Source organism: Shewanella sp. BJSY2023SW007, assembly GCF_047314525.1.
Classification (GTDB): Bacteria; Pseudomonadota; Gammaproteobacteria; order Enterobacterales; family Shewanellaceae; genus Shewanella; species Shewanella chilikensis.
Genome location: NZ_JBKORL010000050.1, coordinates 18437 through 36686 on the forward strand (window position 1 = coordinate 18437; position 18250 = coordinate 36686).

The 18250-nt window shown below is 53.7% G+C and carries 13 protein-coding genes; 8 read left to right on the forward strand and 5 right to left on the reverse strand.

Going from position 1 to position 18250, the window contains the following annotated elements:
- Positions 1-443 precede the first annotated feature (443 nt).
- From ACMHXE_RS08135 to ACMHXE_RS08150, 4 genes are read left to right on the forward strand one after another with little or no spacing between them, the layout of a single operon-like run.
- The gene (locus tag ACMHXE_RS08135; RefSeq protein WP_413731932.1) at positions 444-2000 is read left to right on the forward strand and encodes an ABC transporter substrate-binding protein; all 1557 of its coding nucleotides are present in this window, start codon (positions 444-446) and stop codon (positions 1998-2000) included.
- Positions 1991-3052, forward strand: coding sequence for an ABC transporter permease (locus ACMHXE_RS08140; RefSeq protein ID WP_413731934.1), 1062 nt, complete (start codon positions 1991-1993; stop codon positions 3050-3052). Before ACMHXE_RS08135 ends, ACMHXE_RS08140 begins: the two co-directional genes overlap by 10 nt.
- Positions 3049-4941 carry an ABC transporter permease subunit gene (locus ACMHXE_RS08145; protein ID WP_413731936.1) on the forward strand — a complete coding sequence of 631 codons (1893 nt, stop codon included), beginning with the start codon at positions 3049-3051 and terminating at the stop codon, positions 4939-4941. The genes ACMHXE_RS08140 and ACMHXE_RS08145 overlap by 4 nt, the downstream gene beginning before the upstream one ends.
- Positions 4938-5645 (forward strand): ATP-binding cassette domain-containing protein, encoded by a 708-nt coding sequence (locus ACMHXE_RS08150; RefSeq protein WP_224866572.1) that lies wholly within the window; start codon positions 4938-4940, stop codon positions 5643-5645. The genes ACMHXE_RS08145 and ACMHXE_RS08150 overlap by 4 nt, the downstream gene beginning before the upstream one ends.
- Positions 5646-5718: 73 nt before the next feature.
- Here the strand turns inward: ACMHXE_RS08150 and asnS are convergent, their stop codons facing one another.
- Positions 5719-7119, reverse strand: a complete 1401-nt coding sequence (gene asnS / locus ACMHXE_RS08155; protein ID WP_039035280.1) for an asparagine--tRNA ligase — start codon at positions 7117-7119, stop codon at positions 5719-5721.
- A 201-nt stretch (positions 7120-7320) separates the two neighbouring features.
- Between asnS and ACMHXE_RS08160 the strand changes: the two genes are divergently transcribed.
- Positions 7321-7656: a hypothetical protein gene (locus ACMHXE_RS08160; RefSeq protein WP_039035279.1), complete on the forward strand. Its 336-nt coding sequence runs from the start codon at positions 7321-7323 to the stop codon at positions 7654-7656.
- Between the two features lie 19 nt (positions 7657-7675).
- Here ACMHXE_RS08160 and ACMHXE_RS08165 read toward each other — a convergent pair whose 3' ends face one another.
- Positions 7676-8245: a CoA pyrophosphatase gene (locus ACMHXE_RS08165; RefSeq protein WP_100143750.1), complete on the reverse strand. Its 570-nt coding sequence runs from the start codon at positions 8243-8245 to the stop codon at positions 7676-7678.
- Positions 8246-8341: 96 nt separating this feature from the next.
- Positions 8342-9751, reverse strand: coding sequence for an aminodeoxychorismate synthase component 1 (gene pabB, locus ACMHXE_RS08170; protein WP_101056292.1), 1410 nt, complete (start codon positions 9749-9751; stop codon positions 8342-8344).
- Positions 9752-10005: 254 nt separating this feature from the next.
- On the opposite strand from pabB, the gene ACMHXE_RS08175 reads away from it, so the two are divergent.
- Positions 10006-11523 carry a fumarate hydratase gene (locus tag ACMHXE_RS08175; protein ID WP_129978547.1) on the forward strand — a complete coding sequence of 506 codons (1518 nt, stop codon included), beginning with the start codon at positions 10006-10008 and terminating at the stop codon, positions 11521-11523.
- A 66-nt stretch (positions 11524-11589) separates the two neighbouring features.
- Positions 11590-13635 carry an alpha/beta hydrolase family protein gene (locus tag ACMHXE_RS08180; protein WP_224866578.1) on the forward strand — a complete coding sequence of 682 codons (2046 nt, stop codon included), beginning with the start codon at positions 11590-11592 and terminating at the stop codon, positions 13633-13635.
- Between the two features lie 421 nt (positions 13636-14056).
- On the opposite strand, the gene fadE is transcribed toward ACMHXE_RS08180, so the two are convergent.
- Positions 14057-16507, reverse strand: coding sequence for an acyl-CoA dehydrogenase FadE (gene fadE / locus ACMHXE_RS08185; protein WP_101056294.1), 2451 nt, complete (start codon positions 16505-16507; stop codon positions 14057-14059).
- Between the two features lie 252 nt (positions 16508-16759).
- Between fadE and ACMHXE_RS08190 the strand changes: the two genes are divergently transcribed.
- Positions 16760-17560 carry a class II glutamine amidotransferase gene (locus tag ACMHXE_RS08190; protein ID WP_025009668.1) on the forward strand — a complete coding sequence of 267 codons (801 nt, stop codon included), beginning with the start codon at positions 16760-16762 and terminating at the stop codon, positions 17558-17560.
- On the opposite strand, the gene ACMHXE_RS08195 is transcribed toward ACMHXE_RS08190, so the two are convergent.
- Entirely contained in the window at positions 17504-18232 is a 729-nt protein-coding gene (locus ACMHXE_RS08195; RefSeq protein ID WP_260847941.1) for a DUF3108 domain-containing protein, read from the reverse strand. The two genes, ACMHXE_RS08190 and ACMHXE_RS08195, sit on opposite strands and share 57 nt — an antisense overlap.
- Positions 18233-18250: the final 18 nt, after the last annotated feature.

Consider the following 18250-nt stretch of genomic DNA (forward strand, 5'->3'; position numbering starts at 1 on the left):
TAGTGTTACTAAAAATAAATAAGTAACATCGGCGGGTAGCGTTAGGTTCCAGTCGAACATAACACTGAAAATGCTTTGTGGGCGTTTAATAAACAAGCCTAGTTAAGCAATTACGCGAGCTTTATCATTTCCTGCTGTATCCATTGGCCGGATCTGTAGCTTATATAAATAATTCCGGTTCGGCTCAAATAATCTGGTTATGCACTGAACTTGAATTGCGATCTTCTCCTTGGCAAACCAACATACAAGCTAATATCACTTTGCCACGGAACCGCCATCATATCCGTCAACGAGTCTAAAATTTTAGCCAGGTTCGGGAGTTTCAGGTGTTGTTTTCATCTGCTTATATCAATTCCAAGAGCAAACCCATTTGCCGCTCCAATCTGCAAAGGTTAGAGAAACTTGCACAGTCAAAACATGTATTCAGGTCGACAACATCAACTATGGGACTGGTGCTGTTTACTCTGTTGACGGCAGCTTTGCCTTTCCAATTGATAGCGAAAGCTATCCCGGAGCCTTTGGTCATGGTGCTGGGCGCGGAGCCCGATGGTGGCTTTGACCCCATCCTAGGTTGGGGGCGCTACAATAATCCGCTCATTCAATCTGCCCTGTTGCGCCGCTCTGGTGGCGGTGAGTTTATCGGTGATATCGCCAGCGATTGGACCTTGAGCCCCGACAGGCTCAAGTGGACAGTAACCTTGAGGCCCAATCTGGTCTTCAGCGATGGCAGTTCGCTTAACTCAGAAGATGTCGCCTTTACTTTTGAGCAGGCCAGCAAAGCGGCCGGTATGCAGGACTTGTCCAATTTGGTCAAGGTGGAACAAAAGTCTGAACTGCAAGTCGAATTCACCCTTAAGCAGGCAGATATTGGCTTTATCGATACCTTGGCTGAGCTCGCGATAGTGCCGAGCGACAGTTACGGCCCGGATTATGGTCAGCATCCCATAGGCTCGGGGCCTTATAAAATGCGCCGCTGGGATAAGGGGCAGCAGCTGATCCTGGAAGCCAACCCCAAATATCAGAGTGCCGATCCCGACCATCCGCTGCTGAAAAAACCCTATTTCGACAAATTGGTCATCGTCTTTGCCGACGAAGACAGTCGTTTTGCCATGCTCAGGACCGGACAATTGCAGCTCTCGGCGCTGGCGCCCAGATATGCCGATGCTTTGATGGCGCAGGGCAATTATCGCCTGTGGTCACAAACCAGTGTCGATAACCGCGGCATTGCCTGGCCGATGCGAGCGGAAGATAACCCGGTCACCAGTGAACTGGCGGTGCGCCAAGCCTTCGATATGGTCATCGACCGCCAGCAACTGGTTGATAATCTGCTGGGGGGCTACGCAAGAGCGGCCTGGTCAATTGCTGATGACTTGCCATGGGGCGGCGCGGCTCCAGGTTGGGCTGATTGGCAGATGAAGCAGCGTTTACTGAAAGCGTCAGAGCTCTTGGCCAACGCCGGTTGGTTGCTTGGCGCGGACGGCATTCGTGAAAAGGATGGGCAACGGCTGACATTCCCGCTCTACTATCTGGCCGGTGACAGCATACGTGAGCAGTTGGCGCTGGCCAGTGCCCAGATGGCCAGAATGGCCGGATTCCAGCTGGAGCCCAAGGCGGACAGCTGGGAAAATATCTATCGGGTGATGCATCAGGCGCCGGTGCTCTTTGGTTTTGGCAGCCTTTCGGCCAATGAAATGGCGCTTGTCTACGATAGCCGCAATGCCGGCAAAGGTTATTTCAACTCCGGCTACTATCAAAACCCGCTGGTCGATAAGGCGCTGGAAAAGGCTCGCGAGGCCGACTCTGTCGAAACTGCGATTGCATTCTGGCAACAGGTACAGCAACAGATAAGCCTGGATGTACCCTGGAGCTGGCTGGTGAATCTGCAACATCTGTATGCCGCCAACCCTTGTCTCGACTTGGGGCAACCCTTGGTGGAACCTCACGGTCATGGCTGGCCGATCACCAATAATATCAACCAGTGGCGCTGGCAATGTCCATGAAACCAATGTTGTCTGCCAACAAGCCGATAGCACCTCAAAACTGGTCTTCAGTCTGCTGGCAGGGGGCTTTGTTGCGGTCTCTGCGGCTGGCGCTGCTATTGCTGTTTGCTTGTTTGCTGGCCTTTGTGCTCTTGTCCTTGTCGCCGCTCGATCCCTTAATTCACTACCTGGGCGGTAATCTGCTGGCGGTATCCGATGCCCAGCGCACCCAGATGATCCGCGAGCTGGGGTTGGACACAGGACTTTGGCAGCAGATCACCAGCTACTTTTCCGCTCTGCTGAGTGGCGATCTGGGCCAGAGCCTGGTGTTTCGCCAGAGCGTTTCCGAAGTGATTGCCGAGCGCTTGCCGCTATCCTTGCTGTTGATGGCGCTCTCCTGGGGGGTGGCTCTGCTGCTTGGTTATGGCCTGGGGCTACTGTGTGCCATCACCGAAGGGAGTTTCTGCGATCGCTGGCTGCGACGCTTTGCCTGGCTGCTTTCGAGCATTCCGTCATTTTGGTTGGCGATGATCATGATAAGCCTGTTCTCTGTCTCTCTGGCCTGGACACCCGTGTGCTGCGCTGCACCGCTGGGGCTGAGTTTTACCGAGCAGAGCCTTGGCAGCATGTTGTTACATCTCGCTTTGCCGTTGACTGTCCTGACGCTGAGCCAACTCTCACCCTTGGTGCTGCACACCCGGGAAAAGGTGCTGGATCTCTACCACAGCGAATATGTGGGATATGCCCAAAGTCACGGCAAAGGTCGTCTGGCGGTATTCAAGAAGCATATCTTTGCCAATAGTCTAAAGCCCGCGATAGTGCTGCATTTTGCTTCTTTTGCCGAGCTGTTTGGCGGCTCTATTCTCGCCGAAACCGTGTTCAACTTCCCCGGACTCGGTAGTGCTTTGGTCAAGGCAGGACTCGGCAACGATGCGCCCTTGCTGATGGGGATCACCCTGTTTTCGGCGCTGTTTGTGTTTTGCGGTAACCTGGCCGCCGAGCTTATCAGCGCCAGATTGCAACGCGGCAGGCTCAGTGGACTTTCGGCTCATGCCTCTGGAGTACAGGCATGATGGGCGGTTTAAGACTCTATTTGAAAAGCCTTCAGGCCAAGGATGGCAGTCACGCCACCATCTGGTTTTGGCCGATGTGCGGACTTCTGTTGCTGACGGCACTATGCCTGCTATTTGGCAACCATGCCAGTGAGCTTAACCTGCTGGCCAAGAGTCAGGGGCCATCCTGGACTCATCTCATGGGGACGGATTGGCTTGGGCGCGATATGGCCGAGCGTAGCGGCGCGGCTATGCTCAAAAGTCTGTGGATAGGCGCACTGGCGGTACTGCTCAGCAGCTCGCTGGCACTGCTGCTGGCCTTGCTGGCGCAAACCGGCTCCAAGTGGCGTCAAGCTGTATTGCTTTGCTGCGATCTCTGTATGTCGCTGCCACATCTGTTGCTGCTGATCTTGCTGGCGTTGGCCTTTGGCGGACAGGAATATGGGGTGATTGCGGCCCTGGCTTTGAGTCATTGGCCGAGACTGACCCGTTTACTCTTACTGGAAATGGATGAAATCCTGGCTCAGCCTTATGTCAGTTTGGCTCTGGGGTTTGGCGGCTCCAGATTCAGCACCCGCATGCGCCATTTATGGCCTCACATCATGCCACAGTGGCTGATTGGCGGGCTCAACTTGTTTCCGCACGCCTTGCTTCATGTCGCGGCGCTGAGCTTTCTTGGTTTTGGTCTCGACAGCAATGCGCCCTCCATGGGCGAACTGCTGGCTGAGGCCAATCGCTATCTCTTGCTTGGCCAATGGTGGCTGGCGCTGTTTCCCGGGATCTTGCTGCTGAGCTTTGTTTTGCTGCTGTCTAAGCTTGCCGAAAATCTGATCCAGTTTGCCAGAGATGGTATGGCTGCGCCTAAGTTACCGGGCACCAATGCCTTGAGATCTAAAGGTGATTTACTTTCCTCAAGCGATGTTAAACCCGTCGTCGCCATTCATACCCAAGTGACAGATTTAACGCTCAAGGATAGCAGTGGCAGAACTTTGCTGGATGGGCTCAATATTGAGGTGGTTCCAGGACAGGTTACCGCAGTGCTCGGTGAGAGCGGCGCCGGTAAGAGCTTGCTGGCGCTGGCTATCATGGGCAGTTTGCCAAAGGGCATAGCCATGCAATGCGCTGGTTTGATGCGGCCACAAAAGACGGCGCTCTGCGCTCAGAGTACCCAGGTGCTGGACGCCAACATTAAGATAAGCGAATTGCTCGACTGGTACTGTGATGATGCCATGCGCCCTTACCGGCAGGCTCTGTATGACGAGCTGGGTATTACAGCGGAGATCCTGGCGGCTTATCCCCCCATGCTCTCCGGCGGTATGGCCCGGCGGGTATTATTGGCCCAGGCCCTATTGCAAGCGCCGGATCTATTGCTGGCCGATGAGCCTTGTTGCGGTCTGGATGAGCTTGCTGCCACTGAGCTTTACGCCTTACTCAGCGACTTTGCCAGCGGCGCCTTGCAGCTACGATTGGGATTAGACGCCAGCCCCAAGGCGGTACTGGTTATCAGTCATAACCTCAGGGCCGTGCTGGCCTTGGATGCCGAGTTGTATCTGCTGCGCCGCGGCAGGCTCACCGAGGTGACGGATAGCGCCAGTCTGCGGGCGAGTCTTGCCGGGCATAAGCCGGGAGATGAATGTGAGAGTGACGGCTGCTATAGTGACGGTTGCTATAGTCACACCTTGCTGGCGGCATTGCCGGAAAACTGGCCGGCAGGCAGCTGTCGCTTGGCTGATGCTGAACCAAAGAGCGAGCTCAAGAGTCAACTTAATAGCCGACTCGATAACCAGTCTGCTAGTCAATTCGCTGGCCAATCTGTTAGTCAAGCCGCTAGTCAACCTGCTAGTCAACAAAAGCCCCATGGTGACAGCCTGGAGAGTTTCAACAACTCGCCTTGTCGGAGGCGCGCATGAGTCTAAGTTCTTTGCAAACAAAACCGGCTCAATCCGGCTCTGCTTTGGAGCTTGAAAGCGCGCTTTTGCCTTCTGCATCATTATCGCCGCTGCTCTCGCTTAGTGGCGGTTTGGCTTATCGGGGCCACAAGGTGATTGAGCTGCCTGATATAGCCATTAATCACGCCGAAATTCTCGGGATCTGGGGTGACAGTGGCTGCGGCAAGTCCACCATGGCGGCGATACTCACAGGCTTGATGCCGCTTGCGGCGGGAAAGCTTGAGTGCAGTCAGGCGCTCAGGCAGGTTCGCGGCCGACCTTCACCCATTCAGTGGGTTATTCAGCAGCCGGAGCAGGCGTTCAACCCAAGGTTGACCCTGGCGCAATCCTTGAATGAGAGTTGGCAGGGGCGTGATTATGCTCATCTCTTGCCCATGCTCGGCGTGGCCGAGTCCGAACTCAGGCGCTGGCTGGCATCACGCCCCGGCGGCCTTTCCGGCGGTGAGCTGCAAAGGCTCAATATTCTAAGGGCTGTGGCGCCGGAAACCCGGCTGCTTATCTGTGATGAAATCACGGCCCAGCTGGATATGGTGAGTCAGCAAAGGCTTTGGCAACAACTGCTGCAGATTGCCGGTGATAAACAGTTGACCCTGCTGGTGATCTCCCACGACAAACCTTTGCTTGGCGCGGTTTGCGACAGAGTGCAGCCCTTTAAGCCGGTGTGAAAATCCACAGTCAAACTTGATATTCAACCAATAAAAAACGCGCCCGAAAGCGCGTTTTTGGGATAAGAACTCGTTAGAAGTTGGCACTTCTTGGGGCGCGAGGGAAGGGGATCACATCGCGGATGTTGGACACACCGGTAACGTAAGACACCAGACGCTCGAAGCCCAGACCGAAACCTGAGTGAGGCACAGTGCCGTAACGGCGCAGATCTCTATACCACCAGTAATCTTCCTTGTTGAGATTCATCTCGGCCAGGCGCATATCCAGTACGTCCAAACGCTCTTCACGCTGTGAACCACCGATAATCTCACCAATGCCGGGGGCCAATACGTCCATCGCCGCCACTGTCTTGCCATCTTCGTTGAGACGCATGTAGAAGGCCTTGATATCTTTTGGATAGTTCTTCACGACCACAGGAGCCTTGAAGTGCACTTCTGCCAGATAACGCTCATGCTCGGATTGTAGATCTATGCCCCATTCGACATCGTACTCAAACTGCTTACCGCAGTTTTTGAGGATTTCAACCGCATCTGTGTAATCCACCTGGGCAAAGTCACTGCTGACAAAGTTCTCCAGACGCTCAATCACGCCTTTATCGACGCGCTGGGCAAAGAACTGCAGGTCGTCCATCCGCTCTTCCAGCACCGCCTTGAAGGCGTACTTGAGCATGGCTTCCGCCAGACCGGCAATGTCGTTCAGATCGGCAAAAGCCACTTCCGGCTCAACCATCCAGAACTCGGCCAAGTGGCGGCTGGTGTTGGAGTTTTCGGCGCGGAAAGTTGGGCCAAAGGTGTAAATCTTCGACAGGGCACAGGCGTAGGTTTCACCGTTGAGCTGACCCGATACGGTCAAAAATGCCTCTTTACCGAAGAAGTCTTCTTCGTAATTTACCTTGCCATCGGCGGTGCGTGGCAGGTTTTCCATGTCCAGCGTCGACACCCGGAACATTTCACCGGCGCCTTCACAGTCTGACGCGGTGATCAGCGGGGTAGAGACCCAGATGAAGCCGTTTTCGTGATAGAAGCGGTGAATCGCCTGTGACAGGCAGTTACGGACCCGGGCCACTGCGCCGATGATGTTGGTACGTGGACGCAGGTGCGCCAGTTCCCTCAGGTGTTCAACCGAGTGACGCTTGGCCGCCATAGGATAGGTATCAGGATCTTCCACCCAACCTGTGACTTCCACTTGGGTGACTTGCAGTTCAAAGTCCTGGCCTGAGCCAGGGCTTTCAACCACTTCACCTGTGACAATCACGGAGCAGCCGGCAGTGAGCTTCAGCACTTCGTCATTGTAATTGGGTAAGCTATTTGGCACCACGCCCTGGATAGGATCGAAACAGGAACCATCATAGACGGCAAGAAACGAGATGCCGGCCTTGGAATCACGACGGGTTCTTACCCAGCCACGTACAGTGACCTGTGAACCGACCGCATGCTCGCCTTTAAATACAGATGCGACAGATGCAATGCTCATTATTGCTTAGTTCTCCAATGAAACGTTTTATGCTTCAATTCGGCCCCGAAAATAGTTCGAGAGCAGAAATCAGGCAAATCCCTGACTATATTGATGACACAGGAAAAAATTTGGAGGTTAATATTACCTTGCTGGTGGCTTTTCTCAAGCTGAAAAAGGTATTCTGGGGACAATATCCCCCTTCAGACGGAAGGAGTTTGGATGAAAAAGGTCAAAATCTTTCAATATCTGTTGGCGAGCCTGTCGATTATTGGTTGGTCACTGGCGATTTATGCCCTGCTGATATTTGATAAGGCGCGGCCGGACAGGGCCGTAGGCTATTTCTTCAGCAAGGGGGCGCCGGTGCGTTTGTACTGGGACCCTCAGCAAACCATGTTGCTGGAATATATCATCTGGGCTTGCGCCGCCATAAGTTTCATTAGTCTTGCCTTCAACTGGTATGTGGCTCATCACAGCCGTTTGGGTTACTGGTTCAATATTCCGCTGCTGTTGCTTTCATCCACTGCCGCCGGCTTGTATCTGCGTTTCTTTATCTAACTGCCTTTATGCTGTGCTGTTAGCGCAGTTGCCGACAGAGCATATCGATAATCGCCGCGGTGGCGCCCCAGATAAAGTGTCTGCGATAAGGAATAAAGGTGACAGGGTAGAAATGGCCGCGGCGCTCGAACATCGCCGTGTGACGATTTTCCTCTTCGAGTAAAAACGCCAGCGGCACCCGAAACAGCTCCTGCACTTCGGCCGGGTCAATTTGTGCCTCAAAGGGCGATTTTACCCAGCCAAGTACAGGGGTGATCTCAAAGCCGGTAAAGGTGGGATGATTGGGAAGTTGACCTATGATTTCGACATTGTCCGGCGCCAAACCTATCTCTTCTTCGGCCTCTCTGAGGGCTGTCATGATAAGGTTCTGATCTTCGGCTTCCGGTTTGCCGCCGGGAAAGCTCACCTGGCCGGGATGAGCCTTAAGATGCTTCGGCCTCTGGGTCAGGATAAGCTCCGGTCCCTGCACACCCGGCTCCAGTGCGATAAGTACTGCGGCGGCCCTGAGTTTGGCCGGGGTCAAAGGACTCGAATGGTATCGACTCAGGGCTCTGAGTTGAAAACGGGTCAACAGCTCGTCTTTATCCATAGTGTCCTTGAAGTCGATTGAAGTAATCAATAACCAAAGCCATTACTGTCCCGTCTTCGCAAAAACTCTCAATCAGCATAAATAGCAAGCTTCAGGCTAAGGCTTGTCTGGTTCCGGGGTCAATAGCGGCAGTATTCGACTCACTTTATCATAGGTTTCCTGGTATTCGGCATCCACGTCTGAGTCGGCCACTATACCGCCACCGGCCCAGCAATAGAGCTGCCCGGAATCGGCAACCAGGGTACGAATGGTGATACTGCTGTCCATTTTGCCATCCTGGCTCAGATATCCGATGGAACCGCAGTAGAGTGAGCGGCGACTGGGTTCGAGCTCTTCGATAATTTCCATGGCGCGGATCTTGGGCGCGCCTGTGATAGAGCCGCCGGGGAAGGCGGCCCGCAGTACGTCTGTGGCCTGATAACCCGCTGCCAGTTCGGCGGTCACTGTGCTGACCAGATGGTGCACCGCCGGAAAGCTTTCTATGGCAAACAGATGCGGTACGGCCACACTGCCTGGGCTGGCGACCTTGCCAATATCGTTGCGTAGCAAGTCCACTATCATCAGGTTTTCGGCTCGGTCTTTTTCCGACCCAGCCAGCTGTTTAGCAAGCTCCCTGTCTTGCTGTTCATCGGCACTTCGAGGCAGGGTGCCCTTGATGGGCTTGGTTTCAATATGGCGATTGGAATCCAGGGCAATAAAACGCTCGGGTGAGATGGACAGGATGCAGTTGTGCTCCAGGCGGATAAAGGCAGAAAAGGGCGCGCCGTTGGCTTGTCTGAGCTTACGATAGGCTTGCCACTCATCACCTTGATAGTCGGCCTGGAATCTTTGGGTCAGATTGATCTGATAACAATCGCCGCTGTGAAGATATTGCTGCACTTTGGCAAACTTGTCGCCATATTGCTCGCGGCTGAGCTGCGAGCGCCACTCACCGCTGAGTCGGAACGCTTTTTGGTCAAGGTGCTTATTGGGGCTGTTTGTGACTTTGGACGTCAGCCGCGACAGGGTTTCAGTTAGCGCCTTTTCGCCGCGATAGTGCACCAATTGCCAACACCTTAATTCCTTATCGCGAATAAGAGCCCAGTCATAAAGACCGACATTCATTTCCGGCAGAGCGATATCGGCTGCGGCCAGTTTGGGCAGTTTTTCCAGTCTGCGGCCAAGATCGTAGCTGAAGGCGCCCACCGCACCGCCACTGAAAGGCAGATTGACTGGCATGGCATTGGGAAAATACTGTTGCAGCAGTTGTTGCAGCAAGGCAAAAGGATCGTCATTTGAGCGCCGCAGGCCGCTCGCCTCAGTGATTTGGGTAGTGTCACCTGTGGTGACTAGAGTGGCAATCGGCTCGGCAACTATGATGTCGTATCTGGCGTCACTGTGCTTGGCATCGGCCGAATCCAGCAGCATGGCCCAAGGCTCATCGCTGAAGTGGGAAAACAGCTCTAAGGTTGATAATTGCCAGTCAAGAAGGCGAATGGCGGGAGGGCAAATAGCCTGCTGGTACATCGAACGACCCTATCTGAAAATGTGATGTAGCCCAAAAAGGAACGAAAGAGTATCATAACGGCCACAAAAAACTAATAAAACCACCCCTGGCCCTTGGTGAAAACGCGTTGTATCACGGCTTTGCTGTCGTTTTGAGCATTTTTGTGTCGCAAAACCGGCAAGCAGAGCCTGAAATTCAAGGCTTTGGCTTGAAACTTATTGCGTGTTGATCCTGAGCTGAAGGGGCGGATCCTTAGGCTAATGGAGCGCCAAACATGTCTGTAATCAAGCAAGCTGACTTTATCGACAGCATCAGTGATGCCCTGCAATATATCTCCTATTACCATCCCAAAGATTTTATCGATGCCATGGCCGCCGCCTATGAGCGTGAGCAGAGTCAGGCTGCCAGGGATGCAATTGCCCAGATTTTGATCAACTCGCGCATGTCCGCTGAAGGACACAGACCCTTGTGTCAGGATACCGGCATTGTGACTTGTTATGTCTATCTGGGAATGGGCGTGCAGTGGGACAAGACAGATATGACAGTGCAGCAGATGGTGGATGAAGGCGTGCGCCGCGCTTATACCAATCCAGATAACCCGCTGCGGGCCTCAATAGTGGCCGACCCGGCCGGCAGCCGTAAGAATACCCGCGATAACACACCTTCTGTGGTGCATATTCAGATGGTTCCCGGCGATCATATCGAAGTGGCCATTGCCGCCAAGGGTGGCGGCAGTGAAAACAAGGCCAAGATGGTGATGCTCAATCCATCTGACGATATTGCCGCCTGGGTTGAGAAGACACTGCCAACCATGGGCGCCGGCTGGTGTCCACCGGGTATGCTGGGAATAGGTATTGGCGGCACCGCCGAGAAAGCCGCTGTGCTTGCCAAGGAAGCCTTGATGGAGAGCGTCGACATTCATGAACTGATGGAACGCGGCGCTGAAACTACGGAAGAGAAGCTGCGTTTGGATATCTTCGAGCGCGCCAACAACTTAGGCATTGGTGCCCAGGGCCTGGGCGGTTTGACTACTGTACTGGACGTTAAAATCAAGACAGCGCCCACCCACGCCGCCTCCAAGCCTGTGGTGATGATCCCCAACTGCGCCGCTACCCGTCATGTGCATTTCCATCTGGATGGCAGCGGCCCAGCCGAGCTGACTCCGCCAAGCCTTGATGACTGGCCGGAAATCACCTGGGAAGTGGGTGAGAGCGTGCGTAGGGTCAATCTCGATACCGTTACTCAGGAAGAGATTGAAAGCTGGAACAGCGGCGATACTCTGCTGCTCTCGGGTAAGATGCTCACCGGCCGTGACGCGGCTCACAAACGGATCCAGAGCCTGATCGAAAGCGGTGAAGGCTTGCCTGAAGGAGTTGATTTCACTGGTAAATTCATCTATTACGTAGGTCCAGTCGACCCGGTAGGTGATGAAGTGGTTGGCCCGGCCGGCCCGACAACCGCTACCCGTATGGATAAGTTCACCGATCTTATGCTGGATAAGACAGGGTTGATGGGCATGATAGGCAAGGCCGAACGTGGTCCGGCCACAGTTGAATCTATCCGCAAGCACAAGGCGGTATATCTGATGGCCGTCGGCGGCGCCGCTTATCTGGTGTCCAAGGCGATTAAGCAATCCCGCGTGGTGGCGTTTGAAGATCTCGGGATGGAAGCCATCTATGAGTTTGACGTTAAGGATATGCCTGTTACTGTAGCGGTTGACTCCAACGGGGTGAATGCCCATGAAACCGGCCCGGCAATCTGGAAGGTGAATATCCAGAACGCCAAGGCTTAAGCTGAACCTTGAGGGGCCAATTGGCCCCTTTTGCATTGCAATCAACAACCAATAAGAAGATTTATAATGAAAACCAACCCACTATTGATGGCGCTGGTAGCCGCAGGTCTGGCTTTGCCGGCGCTGGCTGCCGATAAAGCCCCTTTTACTGTCCAGGATCTGGTCAAGCTCAACAAACTCCATTCTGCCGCTGTATCCAATGACGGCACCAAGCTTATCTACGGCCTGAAGAAGGTTACCGACGATGGCAGCAGCTCAGATCTCTATCTTTTGGATCTCAGCGACAAGAACGCGGCGCCCAAGCAGCTGACTTCTGCACCGGGTACAGAGCACGATGTGGCCTTCAGCCACGATGACAAGCAAGTCTATTTTATTGCCGCCCGTGATGGCAGCAGCCAACTGTATCGCTTGCCACTGGACGGTGGCGAAGCCCAGGCCGTATCTGATTTGCCTTTGGGAATTGATGGTTACAAATTATCGGCCGATGGCAAGCAGGTGGTGATGAGCATTCGTGTTTTTCCCGAGTGCGACACCCTGGAATGTTCAAAAGCCAAGTTTGATAAAGAAGCCGAGCGCAAGAGTACAGGTCGTGAATACGATCAGTTGATGGTGCGTCACTGGGACACCTGGTCTGACCATGCCCGTAATCACCTGTTTGTGGCGCAGCTTGAAAACGGCAAGCTGGGTAAGCCGGTGGATGTGACCAAGGGCCTGGATACCGAAACCCCACCCAAGCCATTTTCCGGCATGGAAGAGGTGACATTCAGCCCGGATGGCAAACACATAGTCTACAGTGCCAAGGCTCCGAGCAAAGATCAGGCCTGGATCACCAACTACGACCTCTGGCAGGTGCCGGTCACAGGTGGCAAGGCCAAGAATCTCACCGAAGATAACCAGGCCTGGGATGCTCAGCCGGTGTTTTCCGCCGATGGTCGCTATCTGGCCTATCTGGCGATGAAAAAGCCCGGATTCGAGGCCGACAGATACCGCATCATGCTCAAAGACACAGTCACGGGTCAGAGCAAGGAAGTGGCGCCCATGTGGGACAGAAGTCCGGCCTCGCTGAGCTTTGGTAAAGATAACAACACCCTGTATGTGACGGCTCAGGATCTGGGCCAGGTGTCTGTATTTGCCATCAACACCCAGTTTGGTGATGTGCGCGCCATCTACAACGATGGCAGTAACAGCCTGGTGGGTCTGGCGGGCGATCGTTTGATCATCAATCATAAGTCTTTGGTGGAACCGGGCGATCTCTACTCCATCAACATGGAAGGGCAAAACCTGACCCGTTTGACTGAAGTCAACAAGGCCAAGCTGGACAAGGTCAAGTTCGGTGAGTTCGAGCAGTTCAGCTTCAAGGGCTGGAACAACGAAGAGGTTTATGGTTACTGGCTCAAGCCGGCCAACTTCAAGAAAGGCAAGCAGTATCCGGTGGCCTTCCTGGTACACGGCGGCCCACAAGGTTCATTCGGCAACAGTTTCAGCTTCCGCTGGAATCCTCAGCTGTGGGCCGGTGCCGGATATGCAGTGGTGATGGTGGATTTCCACGGCTCTACCGGCTATGGTCAGGCCTTTACCGATTCCATCAGCCTGGACTGGGGCGGTAAGCCTTTGGAAGATTTGCAAAAAGGTCTGGCTGCGGTTGCTAAACAGCAGAAGTGGATCGATGCTGATAACGCCTGTGCCCTCGGTGGCTCCTACGGCGGTTACATGATGAACTGGATCCAGGGCAACTGGAACGACGGTTTCAAGTGCCTGGTTAACCACGCCGGCTTGTTTGATATGCGCTCCATGTATCATGTGACCGAGGAACTCTGGTTCCCTGAGCATGAGTTTGGCGGCAGCTACGAGCAGGCCAAGGATCTTTATGAGAAGTTCAATCCGGCTAACTATGTGGAAAACTGGAAGACTCCTATGCTGGTCATCCACGGTGAGAAAGACTTCCGGGTACCTTACGGTCAGGGTTTGGCGGCGTTCAGCTATATGCAGCGCAACAATATCCCTTCGGAGTTGCTGATCTATCCGGATGAAAACCACTGGATCCTCAACCCCAATAACCTTGAGCAATGGTACGCCAAGGTATTGGGCTGGATGGACCGCTGGACCAAATAAAATAGGGAAAAGCCGAACCATAAAGAGTTAAATCCGACGACTTCAGGTTGTCGGATTTTTTGTGTCTATAAGTAAAAATTTGATATCAGCGACGGTTAATAGCCGTTTTTAATAGGATGTTTTGCTAACAGAGAAAACGCTATCTATACGACAAGCATAAAGGCGTCATTTTCTTGGGAATGAGATCTACTGTTAACTTCCGAATAAGGGGCCAATCATCTGATTGTTTTACCTATTTTAATGCTGTGTAGACTAATTTTTACGCCTGGGTTAATAATGTCCCCATTTATTCTTTAAGTTTTGATGCTAGTTATCTTGAATGAAGACCAACTATTGAAGTGAAGAATGGGAAGGGCAATAAAAATGCCGCTCACAATTGCGAACGGCATTTTATTTTTCCGCTGAATACTATCGACAGTCTTTATGCGGCTTGTTCTTCGCGGTTTTCCGGCTCCAGGCTCTGGGCCTTGAGTTCGGCGGGGTCAAAGTCATCCACGTTGATGGATTTCATTCGGCCGATTTCAGCGCGCTCCAGCAGGGCCACTTCAGCATCGCTCAGAACACCCAGCGCCTTGCCTTCGGCGGCCACTTTATCCAGCCACATGAAGGGCAGACGTTTGCCGGCAGCCTTACAGACTTTGTCATACAAGGGCTCTGCCGCCAGTATGTCTTTGAAGGTCTGCTCCTGAATACCTACGGCATTATTGTCGCAGGCTTCCCAGAATTGTCCCTTGCCCAGACGGTCACGGCTGGCGCAAGGGGTCTGCATTATCTTGGCTACCTTGTGGTCCAACACATCACTTGGGCGCTTCAGTGGTCGACCGAAGGGGAACAACACCAGGCGCAGCAAGCCGCCGAGGCCAGCAGGGAAGTTATCCAGCAGATCATCCAGAGAAGACTGCAACTTATAGAGCGCGTCTTCAACCGCCCACTGTACCAGTGGCAGATCTTCACTCTGACGGCCTTCATCCTGATAACGCTTGAGGGTTGCCGATGCCAGATACAGCTGGCTGAGCAAGTCACCCAGGCGGGCAGAGATCCGCTCTTTCCGTTTGAGGTTACCCCCTAAGGTCGCCATCGCCAGATCCGACAGCAAGGCCAGGTTGGCACTGAAGCGGTTCATATGCTGGTAGTAACGCTTGGTCTTGTCGGCAAAAGGCGCATTGGAGAAGCGACTGCCGGTGAGGCCCATCCACAGGCTGCGGATAAAATTACTTGTAGTAAAGCCGATATGACCAAACAGCGCCGCATCAAAGTTATTCAGGCCGCGGTTTACGTCGCTATCAAAGGCCGATTCCATCTCTGCCAGCACATACGGATGGCAGCGAATGGCGCCTTGACCATAGATAATCATGGAGCGGGTCAGAATGTTGGCCCCTTCAACCGTGATGGCGATAGGTGCCGCTTGATATCCGCGTCCCAGATAGTTGTTGGGGCCAAGACATACCCCTTTACCACCGTGAATATCCATGGCGTCGATAACGCATTTCTGCATTCTGTCGGTCAGGTGATATTTGACTATCGCCGAGATGACGGAAGGCTTTTCACCCAGATCAATACCTGTGGTGGTCAAGGAGGTTACAGCGTCCATCAGATAGGCGTTACCGCCGATGCGCGCCATTGGCTCTTCAATGCCTTCCAGCTTACCGATAGGCAGCTTGAACTGACGACGAATGCGGGCATAGGCACCGGTTGCCAAAGCCGCGGTTTTAACGCCACCGGCTGAGTTGGAGGGCAGGGTGATGCCGCGGCCAACCGACAGGCATTCCACCAGCATGCGCCAGCCTTGTCCCGCCATTTTCGGGCCACCTATGATAAAGCTCAGAGGAACAAACACCTCTTTGCCTCGGGTAGGACCATTTTGGAACATACAGTTGAGCGGGAAGTGGCGACGGCCGGTTTCCACACCTTCCACATCGGTCGGGATCAAGGCGCAGGTAATGCCCAGCTCTTCCTTATCGCCCAGCAGATGCTCGGGATCTTTAAGCTTGAATGCCAACCCCAAAACTGTGGCAACAGGTGCCAGGGTGATATAGCGCTTGTTCCAGGTCAGTTTCATCCCCAGTACTTCTTCACCTTGCCATTGGCCTTTGCAGACCACACCGAAATCCGGAATGGCGCCGGCATCTGAACCGGCCTCAGGACTGGTCAGGGCAAAGCAGGGAACTTCCAAACCTTTGGCCAGGCGGGGCAGGTAGTGATCCTGCTGCTCCGGGGTACCATAGTGCTGCAGCAGCTCGCCCGGGCCCAGTGAGTTGGGCACACCTACGGTCGAGGCCAGTTCACTGCTGACACCGGCCAGCTTTTGCAGTACCCGGGATTGGGCGTAGGCAGAGAATTCCAGACCACCGTACTTCTTCTTGATGATCATCGCAAAGAAGCCTTTGTCTTTGAGGAACTGCCATACTTCGGCAGGCAAGTCCGCCAATTGATGGGAAACCATATGCTGGTTAACCATGCGGCAGACTTCCTCCACAGGTCCTTCCAGGAAGGCATGTTCTTCGGCGCTCAGACGGGCAACCGGATAGTTGTGCAGCTTCTTCCAGTTGGGATTACCGGCGAAGAGATCGGCTTCCCACCAGGTAGTACCGGCTTCAATCGCCTCTTTTTCGGTAGAAGACATCTCCGGCATGATGCCGCGATAGAGTTTAAGTAATGGCCGGGTTATCACACTCTGCCTGAAGGCACTCAGGTTCAGCGGCAGGGCAATAACCAGGAAAATTATCCAGCTAATCAGTCCAGTTACATCCAGCAGGCTGCCTGCTGCCATGACCACTGCGGCGGCTATGGTTGCGGTCAGCAGGGATACTCTGAGGTACGCTGCTGCTCCTAAAACCAAGAGCAATGCCAGGATCCATAGTAGGGTAGTCACTGTTTGTTCTCCTTAATAAAACGACCACTTTATTCAGTGTAGAACGCCTCGCTTGAGGGCGATCAAGATCACAATTATAGTATGTGGTCAGACCTGTGTCGCAATAAAATTAAACCTAAGCGAAATCGAATACAAGCATTTTTCAAACAATTGTTTAAATTTTTTATTGCAAGCAATAATTCCCCTGCCGACACGGCTTGGCTACAATGCCGCAGATAATGAAATAACAGATTCAGTGACAGGAAAAACAAGATGTGTGAGCTGCTGGCGATGAGTGCCAATGTGCCAACGGATATTGTCTTCAGCTTTACCGGGCTGGCGGAGCGAGGCGGGGTGACCGGGCCTCATGTGGATGGTTGGGGGATCACCTTTTATGAAGGTAAGGGCAGCCGCACCTTCAAGGATGCCAGCCCCAGCAGCCAGTCCCATGTGGCAAGCCTTATCAAGTCATACCCGATCAAGAGTGAAGTGGTGGTCAGCCATATTCGGCAGGCCAATCGCGGTGAAGTCTCGCTGGAAAATACCCACCCCTTTACCCGCGAGCTTTGGGGGCGTTACTGGACCTATGCCCACAACGGCCAGTTGTCTGACTATGAGCAGAAGTTTCAAAGCGGCCGCTTTCAGGCCGTGGGTGACACAGACAGTGAACAGGCCTTTTGCTGGATAATGAGCCGTCTGGTCGAACGTTTCGGCGAATCCGAGCCGGACGATATTTTGCCCGTGTTTGAGTATGTGGCCCAGCTTGCCGAGGAGATCCGTACGCTTGGGGTGTTTAATATGATCCTCAGCGATGGCCGTTATCTGATGAGTTATTGCAGCAATAACCTCTGCTATATCACCCGCCGGGCGCCCTTTGGCCGGGCGCAGCTGATAGACACGGATGTGGTAATTGATTTCGACACCCAGACCACCCCCAAGGATGTGGTCACTGTCATAGCCACCCGGCCGCTGACCGGCAACGAAAACTGGCAGCTGTTGGCGCCGGGGGATTGGAAATTATTCCGTCTTGGCGAGCTGGTTATTGACTTCCGAGCCCAGGCTCAGCTTGGCTAACTTGATATCGAGCTGCTTGCTGCCTGACTCAAAGTGGGTCAGGCGCACCGGCAGCCAGCCGAGATCCGGCGCCATCCAAATAAAGGTCTGCCGCTTGCTGCTGTCGCGGACCACTTCCAGTTTCACCGTGTTATAGATGCCACTTGCCAGTGTCATCCGCTCCTTGCCGACTATCTTGAAACTATAGTCATCTATCTCGTTGTCCTTGACCAGCTCATAGGCCAGTGGCTCCTTGCCGGCGGCGAGATCCAGCCGAAACTGCAGCTGTACCATCAGGGCATCGTAGAGAGTGCCTGAATAGTCCAATTTGCTCTTTTCATCCTTGTAGCGACTGAAAATTTTGCCCTGCTCTTTGGCAAAGGCTATCTGCTCATTGAAGTTGGGGCCTGTACCGGTTCGCTGATGGCTGAAGCGCAGCGGCGTCAGTTGACCATCCTGATAGGTAAATTCACTGCGGATATGGCGTTTATCACTCAGCACCAAGAGGCTGAGATCGCTGTCCAACTTGTATTGATAGAAGTCGCCCTCTGGCGGCAACAGCATAAAACGGGCGCCACCGAGATTGATTTCGCCATAATTGACCTGATATTCGGCGGTATGGGGTGCCAGGGGGCTGGTCTGCGCCCATAACGGCAAGGGCAGTAACAGTATCAAGAGTAGAAGTGAACGGATCAAAGGCAGTCTCCTGTG